This window comes from Streptomyces fagopyri (assembly GCF_009498275.1).
Classification (GTDB): Bacteria; Actinomycetota; Actinomycetes; order Streptomycetales; family Streptomycetaceae; genus Streptomyces; species Streptomyces fagopyri.
Genome location: NZ_CP045643.1, coordinates 7,718,925 through 7,731,528, shown reverse-complemented (window position 1 = coordinate 7,731,528; position 12,604 = coordinate 7,718,925). Strand labels below are relative to the sequence as shown.

Below are 12,604 nucleotides of genomic sequence, written 5' to 3'. Positions count from 1 at the left end.
ACCCTTTAGACTGGAGCCATGAAGGACCCCCGCCCCTGCTCGATCGCCGGGACCCTGGCGCTCGTCGGCGAGAAGTACTCCCTGCTGGTCATGCGGGAGGTGTCGCTCGGCGTCACCCGCTTCGACCAGCTCGCCCGCAACATCGGCGCCCCGCGCGATGTGCTCACCGCGCGCCTGAAGCGACTCGTCGACATCGGCGTACTGGAGAAGGCCGAGTACAGCGACCGGCCGAAGCGCTACGAGTACCGGGCCACCCGGGCCGGGCGGGAGCTGCAGCCGGTGCTGCTGACGCTGATGGAGTGGGGCGACCGCCATCTCCAGGAGGACGGCTTCCGCCCGATGGTGATGGAGCACACGTGCGGCCACGAGCTGGTCCCACGGCTGGTCTGCGCGGAGTGCCGCCAGGAGGTCGGGCACGGCGACCTGTCGGCCCACCCGCAGTCCCCCGGCTGGACGGTGACGGGACCCGCGGTGGCGTGGACACAGGACCCGGTGGAGTAAAGACGGCCGGATCGCGCCGGTCCCGGACGATCCGTTCCCGCTCCCCCTCGGGCGCGTCACCCGGGACTGGGCGCGGTGACCGGTCGACACCCCGGCCCCCTGGACCGGCCGGACCGCCTCCCGGGGCACTCCCACGTTCGTACGACCAATCGAACAGTTCCTCTAGTTAAGGCAAACCCCCATGGCCGGAACGTCCCGGCGGGGCGCTACGCTGCCTCCAACAGCCGTGATCAGCGCGCTCCGCGAACCGCGACACGGCGTGCCCGTCGGCCCGTCCTCGATCAGCGCTTGGACCACCTCACTTCATGTCTTGGTTTGAATCCCTCATCCTCGGACTCGTCCAGGGGCTGACCGAGTTCCTCCCCGTCTCCTCCAGCGCGCATCTGCGCCTGACCGCGGCGTTCTCCGGCTGGCACGACCCCGGCGCCGCCTTCACCGCGATCACGCAGCTCGGCACGGAGGCCGCGGTGCTGATCTACTTCCGCAAGGACGTGGGGCGGATCCTCGTGGCGTGGTTCCGCTCCCTCACGAGCAAGGCGATGCGCCAGGACCACGACGCCCAGATGGGCTGGCTCGTCATCGTCGGCTCCATACCGATCGGCGTGCTCGGGGTGACGCTCAAGGACCAGATCGAGGGTCCTTTCCGCGATCTGCGGGTCACCGCGACCATGCTGATCGTGATCGGCGTGGTCATCGGTGTCGCGGACCGGCTCGCGGCACGCGACGAGTCGGGCGGCAAGCACCGTGCCCCCAAGCAGCGCAAGACCATCGAGAGCCTCAACACCAAGGACGGCCTGCTCTTCGGCCTCTGCCAGGCGATGGCCCTGGTCCCCGGCGTCTCCCGGTCCGGCGCGACCATCAGCGGCGGCCTCTTCATGGGCTACACCCGCGAGGCGGCGGCCCGTTACTCCTTCCTCCTCGCCATGCCGGCCGTGCTCGCCTCGGGAACCTTCGAGGTGAAGGACGCCACCGAGAGCGGTCATGTCTCCTGGGGGCCGACCATCTTCGCGACGGTCATCGCGTTCGTCGTCGGGTACGCCGTGATCGCGTGGTTCATGAAGTTCATCTCCCACAAGAGCTTCATGCCGTTCGTCTGGTACCGGATCGCGCTCGGCATCGTCATCATCGCCCTGGTCGGCGCGGACGTCCTCAGCCCTCACGCGGCGGAATCCGCGGGCTGAGGCGGCCGTTCCACGGGTTCCGCGGGCGTCCCGCGCGGCGGTACCACGTACCGCGTCCCGCTTCGAGCCGCGCTATCGCGCCGGTCGGCGGAGCGTTTCGAAAGACCGGTTCTCCCACTCGTTCTCCCACTCGTCCCCCGTCGAGGACGGAGAAGCGTGCGCCGACGCCGGGGTGGTGCCGCGATCCGGTCCGGCCGCTCCCGTACGACGCCGCCCGGACCCGGAGGACAGAAGCCGTGACGAACCGCATACGGCACGCGTAGCCGACCGGTAGCGCAGTGTCAGTCCATGCCCCTAGGCTGGTGCGCATGTCCCCCGACTTCACGTTCTCTGGTTCCGTGCGGTCCGCTGCCGCGTTGAACGAGCAGATCCGCGCCCTGTGGATGCGCTCGGGCGGCTCCCTGTCCGCCCAGGAGCGCGCGGAGTACGAGCTGTTGGTCGTGAAATGGGCGGAAGCGATCCGCGGAGAGGTCATCGAGGCGGCCTGACCCGCCTCGCCCCGCGGGACGGCGCTCCAGCCGGTGCGCGGCGGCGGATACCGTAACCGCCCAGGGAGTACACCGAGGTCAGCCGTCAGGCCCCGCGGACGGTCCCCCCGCGCTCGCGCCCCTCCGGTTGCTTCCGTGGAACGCGTCGAGACCGGTACGCACGGAGACCGACCGCCGCCGGAATCGCCCCGCGAACCCCGCACCACCACGCGCCCGCCGCAGGCTCACCGGCCTCCCCGCGCCCACACCACCTCGCGCGCCGCGCCCGCCACCGGCTCAGCGGCCTCCCGACACCCGCAGCACGGCCCCCGTGGCGTACGACGCGTCGGGCGACATCAACCACGAGACGGCGGCGGCGACTTCCTCCGCCCGGCCGACGCGGCGCAGCGGAATCGAGGAGGCGGCGCGCTCGGCGCGGCCCGGGTCGCCCATCGCCGCGTGCATCTCGGTGTCGATCATGCCGGGCGCGACCGCGTTGACCCGGATGCCGTCCGGGCCGAGTTCCTTCGCGAGGCCCAGCGTCAGGGCGTCGACCGCGGCCTTCGTGGCCGCGTAGTGGACGAACTCGCCAGGGCTGCCGAGCGTCGCCGCGGCCGAGGACACGTTCACGATGACACCGCTCCCCCAGGCCGCCATGGACCGGGCGGCCCGCCGCGAACACAGCAGCGTGCCCAGCAGGTTGACGTCCACCACGTGCCGCAGGTCGGCGGGGTCGGTGTCCGCGAGCCGCCCGAGCGGACCCGTCACACCGGCGTTGTTCACCAGCCCGGTGACGGGCCCGAGACGGTCCGCCGCCGTGTCGAAGAGCCGCTCCACGTCGTCCGCGTCCGAGGTGTCCACCCGTACCGTGACACAGCGCGCACCCGCGGCGCGGACGGCTGCCGCGGTCGAGTCCGCGGCAGCGCCGTCACGCACGTAGCCCACCACCACGTCGTGTCCGTCCGCCGCCAGGCGGGCGCACATCGCGGCGCCGATCCCCCGACTGCCGCCCGTGACCACAGTGACCGGGCGTGTCATGCGTGTCTCCTTCTGACGGGCGACTCCCACATTACGCCCGCCCTCGATCATGGCTCCGGCCTCCGTACCCCTCCACGACCCCGGCCGTACACCCCTCGGACGATCGGAACGACGGACGGGTTACCATATGAGCGCCTCCTAGCTCGAAAGATAGACTGTGACTGTCAACGACGACTCGTTCACCAACTGGAAGACCCGCGAGGAGATCGCGGAGTCGATGATCCCGATCATCGGGAAGCTGCACCGGGAGCGGGACGTCACGGTCCTCCTCCACAGCCGCTCCTTGGTGAACAAGTCGGTGGTCAGCCTTCTCAAGACCCACCGGTTCGCCCGGCAGATCGCCGGTGCGGAGCTCTCCGTCACCGAGACACTGCCGTTCCTCCAGGCGCTGACCACGCTCGATCTCGGGCCGTCCCAGATCGACCTCGGCATGCTCGCCGCGACGTACCGGACCGACGATCTCGGGCTCTCCGTACAGGAGTTCACCGCCAGGGCCGTCGCCGGCGCCACGGGCGCGGACAAGATCGAGCGCCGCGCGCCGCGCGACGTCGTCCTCTACGGTTTCGGCCGCATCGGCCGGCTCGTCGCCCGCCTGCTCATCGAGAAGGCCGGCTCCGGCAACGGCCTGCGGCTGCGCGCCGTAGTCGTCCGCCAGGGCGGGGACCAGGACATCGTCAAGCGCGCCTCGTTGCTGCGCCGCGACTCCATCCACGGCCAGTTCCAGGGCACGATCACCGTCGACGAGGCGAACAGCACGATCATCGCCAACGGCAACGAGATCAAGGTGATCTACGCCGGCGACCCGAGCGAGGTCGACTACACGGCGTACGGCATCAACGACGCCATCCTCATCGACAACACCGGCAAGTGGCGTGACCGCGAGGGCCTGTCGAAGCACCTGCGCCCCGGGATCGACAAGGTCGTCCTCACCGCGCCCGGCAAGGGCGACGTCCCCAACATCGTGCACGGCGTCAACCACGACACGATCAAGCCGGACGAGCAGATCCTGTCCTGCGCCTCCTGCACCACCAACGCGATCGTCCCGCCGCTGAAGGCGATGGCCGACGAGTACGGCGTCCTGCGCGGTCATGTCGAGACCGTCCACTCGTTCACCAACGACCAGAACCTGCTGGACAATTACCACAGCTCCGACCGCCGTGGCCGCTCCGCGCCGCTCAACATGGTGATCACGGAGACGGGGGCCGCCTCCGCCGTCGCCAAGGCACTGCCCGACCTCCAGGCCCCCATCACGGGCAGTTCGATCCGGGTCCCGGTGCCGGACGTCTCGATCGCCATCCTCAGCCTGCGGCTGGGGCGCGAGACCACCCGCGAGGAGGTCCTCGACCACCTCCGCGAGGTGTCGCTGACCTCGCCGCTCAAGCGTCAGATCGACTTCACCACCGCTCCTGACGCGGTGTCGAGCGACTTCATCGGCTCTCGCCACGCCTCGATCGTCGACGCCGGTGCCACCAAGGTCGACGGCGACAACGCGATCCTCTACCTCTGGTACGACAACGAGTTCGGCTACTCCTGCCAGGTCATCCGGGTCGTCCAGCACGTCTCCGGGGTCGAGTACCCGACCTACCCGGTACCGGCCGTCTGATCGGGCGTCAGGACCGGCCGTCGTCACCGACGTCCGGTCCCGCACCTCACGGCCTACGAGGGCATCCGGTACGAACTCGGCTGCCCCCAGGGCTTGTTCGACCCCCGTACAGCGCGGGCCGACGCCGGTCCCGGCCCGCCCCCGACCGACGAAACACCCATGGCCTCGCGTGCCCGCTTCCTATACTGAGCGGATGATCACTGTGCCGCTCAGCGCGCTGGAAGTAGCCATGGTCCAGGCGGGCACGCGGGCCGCCGACACGTTGCGCGACACCACCGAGTTCGCCCGGCGGCTCGACGAACTCGGATACCGGCGGCTCTGGTACGCCGAGCACCACCACTCCCCCGCCATCGGGGCGTTCCCGCCCGTCGTCCTGACCGCCCACGCGGCCGCGTCGACCTCGTCCCTCCGTCTCGGATCCGGCGGCGTCCTCGCCCCCAACCACGCTCCGATCATGCTGGCCGAGCAGTTCGGCACGCTGGCCGCGCTGCACGCGGGCCGGATCGACCTGGGCATCGGTCGCGGGCCGGGCACCTTCGACGAGTCCACGGCACGGGCCCTGCGGCGCGGGGCCGGACCGACGACGGACGACGAGTACCGCGACGACGTGTCGAATACGCTGCGGTTCCTGGTGGAGGAGGTCGCACTCGACCCGCTCCCGGAGCCGTGGCTGCTGTCGTCGAGCACGGCCGGGGCCGCGCTCGCCGCCGAACTCGGGCTGCCCGTCGCCTTCGCCCATCACATCCGTCCCGACAACACCCTCCCCGCGCTCCGCCACTACCGGGAGCACTTCTCCCCCTCCCGCTGGTGCGACCGTCCCCGGGTCCTGGTCTGCGTCGAGACGGTGTGCGCCACAACCGGGGAGGAGGCCGCCCGGCTCGCGGGCCCGATGGACGTCGTCAAGGCCGGACTGCTCAAGGGGAAGGGCGACATCCCCTTCCCGACGCCCGAGCAGGCGGCCGTCCACCCGTTCACCGCGCAGGAGACGCGGGCCCTGGCCGGTTTCCGCGCCCACCAGGCGCACGGCACACCCGACACGGTCGCGACCCGACTGGCGGACCTGGCGGAGGCGACCGGTGCGGACGAACTCATGCTGGTGACACCCGTCCACGCGCTGACGGATCGTCTGAAGTCCTACGAACTCGTCCGACGGCACGTCATGGCACCGGCGGAGTAGCCCCCGCGGCGGGTCGCCGGCCCGCCGCGGACACCCGCGGTGCCGGCACCGAATGTCGCTGCACGCCCCTTGGCTGCGCAGTCCCGGTGGCCAACACTGAGCCGATGACGCAGCGTGTGGAGCTCGCGACCGTGATGGACCGGTTCGCCGTGGACGGACTCGTCACCGAGTACGCGGTGGCCGTCGACGACGGCGACTGGGAGGCGTACCGACGGCTGTTCGCGCCGGACGGCCGCGCGGACTACCGCTCCGCGGGCGGTATCGAGGGGGACGCCGACGAGGTCGCGGGATGGCTCGCGCGGAGCATGGAACTCTTCGCCATGCGCCAGCATCTGATCGTCAACCGACAGCTGCTGTTCGGCGTACTGGACCAGGACAGCGGCGACACCGCCCGGGTCCGGGCCGACTACATCAATCCGATGCGCCTCGCGGGCCAGGACGGCACTTCCACCGCACCAGATTTCGTGTGCGGCGGCCGCTACGTCTTCCGACTGGTGCGCACCGACCTCGGCTGGCGCCTGCGCGAGGTGGTCGTCCAGGAGAAGTGGCGGCGCATGCCGCCGCCCCGTCAGGAACCCTCGGCCGGCTGACCGCAGGCACCCTGTCGGAGATCGTCTTCGAAGCGCACACTGGAGGGACCACCGGGGAGGGAAGCGCCGTATGACGAGGTTCGACCGCTGGCTCGTCTCTCCCTGGCGGCGCGCCGTCATCGCCGCGCTGGCGGGCTCGCTGCCGGTGTTCGCCTTCCCGGCCCCGTCGTGGTGGTGGTTCGCCCACGTCGCCCTCGTGCCCTGGATCCTGCTGGCCCGCACCGCCCCGACCGGCGGACGCGCCGCGTACGACGGCTGGTTCGGCGGCCTGGGATTCATGCTGGCCGTGCACCACTGGCTGCTGCCGAGCCTCAATGTCTTCACGGTCGTCATCGCGGCACTGCTCGGGACGCTGTGGGCGCCCTGGGGCTGGCTCGTACGACGGCTCCTCGGCGGTGTGCCCTCGGCGGGGCGGGTCGGGGCCGCGCTCGTGGTGCTGCCGTCGGGCTGGCTGGGTGTCGAGCTCGTCCGGTCCTGGCAGGGACTCGGCGGACCGTGGGGTCTGCTCGGGTCGAGCCAGTGGCAGGTGGCGCCCGCGCTGCGGCTCGCCTCGGTCGGCGGGGTGTGGCTGCTGAGCTTCCTGGTGGTGGCCGTCAACGTCGCGGTCGCGGTCCTGACGGCCGTACGCCGGTCGCGTGTCCCCGCCGTCGCCACCGCCGTCACCGGACTCGTCGCCACCGCGGCCGCCACCTCGGCGGCCTGGATGTGGTCCCCGCGCCCCGACGCCGACGGCCAGGTGCGCGTCGCCGTCGTACAGCCCGGCGTCATCGGCGGCGGCGCCGGAGCCGGCGCGGAGAAGCGCTTCGCGCGCGAGGAGGCGCTCACCCGCGCACTCGCCGGGCGCCACGTCGACCTCGTCGTCTGGGGCGAGAGCAGTGTCGGCGTCGACCTGGCCGGCCGCCCCGACCTGGCGGAGCGCATCAGCGCGCTGTCCCGGGAGACCGGCGCCGACATCCTCGTGAACGTCGACGCGCGGCGCTCCGACCGGCCCGGGATATACAAGAGTTCGGTGCTGGTGGGAGCGGGGGGACCGACCGGCGCCCGCTACGACAAGATGCGTCTCGTCCCCTTCGGCGAGTACATACCGGCGCGTTCCCTCCTCGGCTGGGCGACCTCGGTCGGCAAGGCGGCGGGCGAGGACCGCAGGCGCGGCACCGAGCAGGTGGTGATGGACGCCGGGCACGGACTGCGGGTCGGACCGATGATCTGCTTCGAGACGGCGTTCCCGGACATGAGCCGGCATCTCGCGCAGGACGGCGCGGAAGTACTGCTCGCCCAGTCGTCGACCTCTTCGTTCCAGCACAGCTGGGCACCCGAACAGCATGCCTCGCTGGCCGCGCTGCGGGCGGCCGAGACCGGCCGCCCGATGGTGCACGCGACCCTGACCGGTGTCTCCGCCGTCTACGGGCCCAGCGGTGAGCGGCTCGGCTCCTGGCTCGGCACGGACGCGAGCGAGGCGGCGGTGTACGAGGTCCCTCTCGCGCGCGGGGTCACCCCGTACGTCCGGTACGGCGACTGGCCGGTGCACGGGGCGCTGCTCGTCCTGGCAGCGCTGTGCGCGACGGAGGGGGTCCGCGCGCTCAGGCTGCGGCGGAGCGCTCCTGGACCGCTCGCACCACCCGCTCGCACAGTTCGTGAGTCGCCAGTGCGTCCCGGGCGCTGAGCACCTTGCCCGCGCGTACGGCGTCGAGGAAGACGAGCACCCCCTGCTCGATACCGCGCTGGCGGGCCACCGGCACCCAGTCACCGCGCCGTCGCACGCTCGGCTGGCCCTTGTGGTCGATCACCTCGGCGAGGTTGAGCACCTGCCGCTTGGTGTCCTGACCGGAGACCTCCAGGATCTCCTCCGCCGAGCCGCTCAGCCGGTTCATCACCCCGAGCGCCGTGAAGCCGTCGCCCGCGAGCTGGAGTACGACGTGGTGGAGCAGGCCGTCCTCGACGCGGGCCCGTACCGTCACGTCGTCGACCGGGCCGGGCACCAGGAACCGCAGGGTGTCCACGACATGGATGAAGTCGTCGAGGATCATCGTGCGCGGCACCTCCGGCAGCCCTGTGCGGTTCTTCTGCATCAGGATCAGCTCGCGCGGATGCTCCAGGCACTGCGCGTACCCGGGTGCGTGGCGGCGGTTGAAGCCGACGGCGAGGCTGACGTTCCGCTCCTCCGCGAGCCGGACCAGCCCTTCCGAGGCGTCGAGTTCGTAGGCGAGGGGCTTGTCGACGAACGTCGGTACGCCCGCTTCCAGGAGCCGCGCGACGATCTCGGGGTGCGCCACGGTGGCAGCGTGCACGAAGGCCGCGTCGAGGTCCTGGGCCAGCAGCTCCGTCAGGTCGGTGTGCCGCTGCCCCGGCGGAAGGTGGAGGCTGTCGGCGACCTCCGCGAGCGTCGCGGGCGTCCGGGTCTGCAGATGCAGCTCGACCCCGGGGTGGACGCCGAGCACCGGCAGATACGCCTTCCGCGCGATGTCGCCCAGCCCGATGCAGCCGACCTTCACGAGATCTCCTTCGTTCGCCGATGCTGGCCTGCTCGGAAGCATACGGGCGCCACGCGGCCGTCGGTCGGCCGTGCCGGCCGGACGCCCGGACGACCGGGCGGCCCTGGTCCCGGGGAGAAAATCCCGTGGTGTCCGGCAGCCCACTCCTGGATGATGCGGCCATGACGATCGAGCGCACCGAACCCGCCACCGACGCCGGCGAACGAGCCATGCTGGAGGGCTGGCTGGACTACCATCGCCGGACCCTCGAATCGAAGTGTGAGGGCCTGGACGACGCGCAGCTCAGGACCGCCTCGGTCGAGCCGTCCGAGCTGTCCCTGCTCGGTCTGGTGCGGCACATGACGGAGGTGGAACGGGGCTGGTTCCGCAAGGTCCTGGCGGACGACGACGCGGGCCCCCTCTACTACAGCGACGAGGACCCGGACGGGGAGTTCCATCTCACCGAGGCGGACACCTGGGACGAGGCGTACGCCGCCTGGCAGGCCGAGATCGCGGTCGCCCGCGACAACGCGGCCCGCTTCGCCCTGGACGACACCTCCAAGGGCAGGAGCAGGCTCACGGACACCCCGTTCAACCTGCGGTGGATCTACACCCACATGATCGAGGAGTACGCCCGCCACAACGGTCACGCCGATCTGATCCGTGAGCGGATCGACGGAGCCACCGGCGACTAGGGCGGCTCACGCGAGTCCCGGTCGCCGCGCGACGCCCGGCGCGTCCTCCCGGCGGACGACGGGCCACGCGACACCCGGCACCCCCTTCCGGCGGACCGACGGGTCGTGCGCCACACGTCCCCGGGCGCGAACCCGGCTGCCGGTGACCGCGGGTCACCCTGCCGCCACCGGCAGCCGCCGGAGGAGCGGAAGGATCACCCGTGCGGGGCATCCTGCGGTTGTCGGCTCCCCAAAGCGGTCCGGACGCAGCAGAGTTGCGCGGGTGCATCGAACAACGACGACGACCGCGACACTTCTGGTCACCGTGGCGGTCACCGCCCTCGCCGGCTGTGTGACCGTCCAGCGGCCGACCGCCCCCGGCCCACCCCCCGCTCCCTCCCCGGCGTCGCCGCGTCCGGACGGCAAAGCCGCGGAGCGGGTCGTACAGGCTCCGGCGCGGGAGGCGCTGGAGCTCGTCGGGCCACCGCGGAAGCCTTCACCGGAACCGTCCCGGGCCGGGACGCGCCATCACCCCGCCGCGCCCGCGCAGGCCGCGCCGCGGGTGCCCGCCCCACGTCACGCCCCGGTCGCGCCGCACCCCGGACCGAAACCGCACCGACCCGCCCACCACGCCGCCCCGCCCCCGGCGACGAATCCGCCGAAGGCCCCGGACGTGTGCGCCCTGGGCAGGAAGTACGGGGGGTGGAAGCCGGGCAGTCCCGAAGCGGTCATCTGCAAGGGGGCGTACGGCCGTTGACCAGCCCGACGCCCCGCCTCGGGCCCCCGGGGTTGCGGTCGTTCGTGGGGTTCCGGAGGCTCTGAGGGTCCCGAGGGTCCTGAGGGTCCCGAAAGCTCCGAGGGTTCCGCGGGCTCCGAACACACCCGTACGAGCAGACCCCGTACGAGCAGACCCCGTACGAGCAGACCCCGTACGAGCAGACCCCCGCACCCCTCCGCCGGGCGGAACACCCGCATCCGGCGCCGCGCGCCGGTTCACCGGTGAGCACGCGACAGCCGCCGGTGAGCGGGCGGCAGCCGTCAGGGCCGCCGGCGCGGCGGCCCCAGTGTCTCCCCTCCCGGCCCGCCGAACCGGCCGGGGCCCTCCCCCGGTGTCCCCTCCGCCGGCCCCTCCCCGTCGAGCCTCAGCTCCAGTCGTCCGATCGCCGCGCGTACCCCGTCTCCGTAGCGGTCGTCCCCGAGGAAACCGACCGCGCCACGGGCCCGCCGCAGATGGCTGCGGGCGGCGTCGGAACGGCCGAGTTTCACGTAGTCGGCCGCCAGGTTCAGGTGCAGCGACGGGTAGAACGCCCTTACGGCGGGCGACCGGTGGTGCTCCTCGACCCTGTCGTCCCCGAGTTCGTCGGCGGCCGACAGCGCGCGCAGGTCCCACGCCAGCTCGTCCGAGGGGTCGTCCTGGGTGTCCGCCATGTAGTGCGCCAGGGTGCACCGGTGCAGCGGATCGCCGTCCTCGCCGATCTCCGACCACAGGTCCAGGAAACGACCCCGGGCCTCCTCGCGGTCGCCTCCGTGGTGCAGCATGACGGCCTGCCCGATCCGGGTCATCATGGCGTCCGGCGCCGTCTGCTCCTGCTGCTCCGCCACCGCGTCCTCCAGGCTCGTCTCTGTCTCCTGTGACGCTAACCGCAGCCACCGCCAAACCGGCTCAGGCGCCCCCGTACACGGCCGGACCGGGCCGGGGAGGGCCGGGGAGGGCCCCCGCCCGGCCCAGCCGGCCCCCACCCCGCGTCAGCCGAGGTCCGGAATCCGCCAGTCGATCGGTTCGTGGCCCTGCTGTGCCACGGCCTCGTTGATCCGCGTGAACGGCCGGGAGCCGAAGAACTTCTTGGCGGAGAGCGGCGAGGGATGCGCGCCCTTCACGACGATGTGCCGGTCCTCGTCGATGAGCGGGAGCTTCTTCTGGGCGTAGTTCCCCCACAGAACGAAGACCGCCGGGTCGGGCCGGTCGGCCACGGAGCGGATCACCGCGTCCGTGAACTTCTCCCAGCCCTTGCCCTTGTGGGAGTTGGCCTCACCGGAGCGCACCGTCAGCACCGCGTTGAGCAGCAGGACGCCCTGCTCGGCCCACGGCATCAGATAGCCGTTGTCCGGGATCGGGGTGCCCAGCTCCTCCTTCATCTCCTTGTAGATGTTCCGCAGGGAGGGCGGGGTCCGCACCCCGGGGCGCACCGAGAAGCACAGGCCGTGTCCCTGGCCCTCACCGTGGTACGGGTCCTGGCCGAGGACCAGCACCTTCACCCGCTCGTACGGTGTCGCGTCCAGCGCGGCGAAGACCTCCTCGCGCGGAGGGTAGACGGGACCCTTGGCTCGCTCCTCCTCGACGAACTCGGTGAGTTCCTTGAAGTAGGGCTGCTGCAGTTCCTCGCCGAGGACGCCGCGCCAGGACTCGGGCAGCATGGCGGTGTCGGTCACGTCAACTTCCTCCGATGTACGGTCACTTCCAGGCCTCAGAACCTACAGGCGACCACTGACACTCGTCCCCGCACCCCTCGCCACCAGCGGATCCTCCCCTGCCGTCCGCCAGATGCCGTCCCCCCGACCGGCACCGCGCTGTCGGGGTCGCCCGGACACACCCGGTACGAGGACGACCCTCCGCCTCGCGACGCACCGCATCCCACGTCGCGCATCACGGGACAGCCCTCGGCCGCGGGTCCGCTCCCCCGGCCCGCACCGGGCCCACGATTCTGGAGGCCGCGCCGCCCGTCCGAGCCGGCGCCGGTCGACCGCCCGACCGGCTCGTCCCAGCGCCCCCTCGCGTCCCACGACGCACGAGAAGCCCATCTCTTCAGCGGAAAACGCTCACCCCACCGGGACGGCCGTTGTTCCTCGCCGGGACCTCGGTCCGTCCCCGAGAGCCGGCGGACCGCACGGCGGTGCCCCGCCG

At 71.8% G+C, this 12,604-nt stretch carries 12 protein-coding genes; 8 read left to right on the top strand and 4 right to left on the bottom strand.

Annotated elements, in window-relative coordinates; all coding sequences use genetic code 11:
• Positions 1–18: 18 nt before the first annotated feature.
• The 3 genes from GFH48_RS33450 (at position 19) to GFH48_RS33440 (ending at position 2,170) form a co-directional block, all read left to right on the top strand.
• Positions 19–501 carry a winged helix-turn-helix transcriptional regulator gene (locus tag GFH48_RS33450; protein ID WP_153291821.1) on the top strand — a complete coding sequence of 161 codons (483 nt, stop codon included), beginning with the start codon at positions 19–21 and terminating at the stop codon, positions 499–501.
• A 305-nt stretch (positions 502–806) separates the two neighbouring features.
• A complete protein-coding gene (locus GFH48_RS33445) occupies positions 807–1,682 on the top strand; it encodes an undecaprenyl-diphosphate phosphatase (RefSeq protein WP_153291820.1) in 876 nt (291 codons plus the stop codon).
• Positions 1,683–1,990: 308 nt separating this feature from the next.
• Positions 1,991–2,170 (top strand): hypothetical protein, encoded by a 180-nt coding sequence (locus GFH48_RS33440; RefSeq protein WP_153291819.1) that lies wholly within the window; start codon positions 1,991–1,993, stop codon positions 2,168–2,170.
• A gap of 276 nt (positions 2,171–2,446) precedes the next feature.
• Here GFH48_RS33440 and GFH48_RS33435 read toward each other — a convergent pair whose 3' ends face one another.
• Positions 2,447–3,187, bottom strand: a complete 741-nt coding sequence (locus GFH48_RS33435) for an SDR family NAD(P)-dependent oxidoreductase (protein ID WP_153291818.1) — start codon at positions 3,185–3,187, stop codon at positions 2,447–2,449.
• Between the two features lie 157 nt (positions 3,188–3,344).
• On the opposite strand from GFH48_RS33435, the gene GFH48_RS33430 reads away from it, so the two are divergent.
• The 4 genes from GFH48_RS33430 to lnt all read left to right on the top strand — a co-directional run bounded on the left by GFH48_RS33430 (position 3,345) and on the right by lnt (position 8,220).
• The gene (locus GFH48_RS33430; protein ID WP_153291817.1) at positions 3,345–4,790 is read left to right on the top strand and encodes a glyceraldehyde-3-phosphate dehydrogenase; all 1,446 of its coding nucleotides are present in this window, start codon (positions 3,345–3,347) and stop codon (positions 4,788–4,790) included.
• 193 nt (positions 4,791–4,983) lie between these two features.
• The gene (locus GFH48_RS33425; protein ID WP_153291816.1) at positions 4,984–5,967 is read left to right on the top strand and encodes an LLM class flavin-dependent oxidoreductase; all 984 of its coding nucleotides are present in this window, start codon (positions 4,984–4,986) and stop codon (positions 5,965–5,967) included.
• Between the two features lie 104 nt (positions 5,968–6,071).
• Positions 6,072–6,557 (top strand): nuclear transport factor 2 family protein, encoded by a 486-nt coding sequence (locus tag GFH48_RS33420; RefSeq protein ID WP_153291815.1) that lies wholly within the window; start codon positions 6,072–6,074, stop codon positions 6,555–6,557.
• A 70-nt stretch (positions 6,558–6,627) separates the two neighbouring features.
• Positions 6,628–8,220, top strand: coding sequence for an apolipoprotein N-acyltransferase (gene lnt / locus GFH48_RS33415; protein ID WP_153291814.1), 1,593 nt, complete (start codon positions 6,628–6,630; stop codon positions 8,218–8,220).
• Here lnt and GFH48_RS33410 read toward each other — a convergent pair.
• Entirely contained in the window at positions 8,138–9,049 is a 912-nt protein-coding gene (locus GFH48_RS33410) for a Gfo/Idh/MocA family protein (protein ID WP_153291813.1), read from the bottom strand. The two genes, lnt and GFH48_RS33410, sit on opposite strands and share 83 nt — an antisense overlap.
• Before the next feature lie 161 nt (positions 9,050–9,210).
• Here GFH48_RS33410 and GFH48_RS33405 point away from each other — a divergent pair, with 161 nt between their 5' ends.
• A complete protein-coding gene (locus GFH48_RS33405) occupies positions 9,211–9,723 on the top strand; it encodes a DinB family protein (RefSeq protein WP_153291812.1) in 513 nt (170 codons plus the stop codon).
• Between the two features lie 1,017 nt (positions 9,724–10,740).
• On the opposite strand, the gene GFH48_RS33400 is transcribed toward GFH48_RS33405, so the two are convergent.
• Both GFH48_RS33400 and GFH48_RS33395 read right to left on the bottom strand, forming a co-directional pair.
• A complete protein-coding gene (locus tag GFH48_RS33400; RefSeq protein ID WP_153291811.1) occupies positions 10,741–11,304 on the bottom strand; it encodes a tetratricopeptide repeat protein in 564 nt (187 codons plus the stop codon).
• Between the two features lie 144 nt (positions 11,305–11,448).
• A complete protein-coding gene (locus tag GFH48_RS33395) occupies positions 11,449–12,132 on the bottom strand; it encodes a uracil-DNA glycosylase (RefSeq protein ID WP_153291810.1) in 684 nt (227 codons plus the stop codon).
• Between the last annotated feature and the right edge of the window lie 472 nt (positions 12,133–12,604).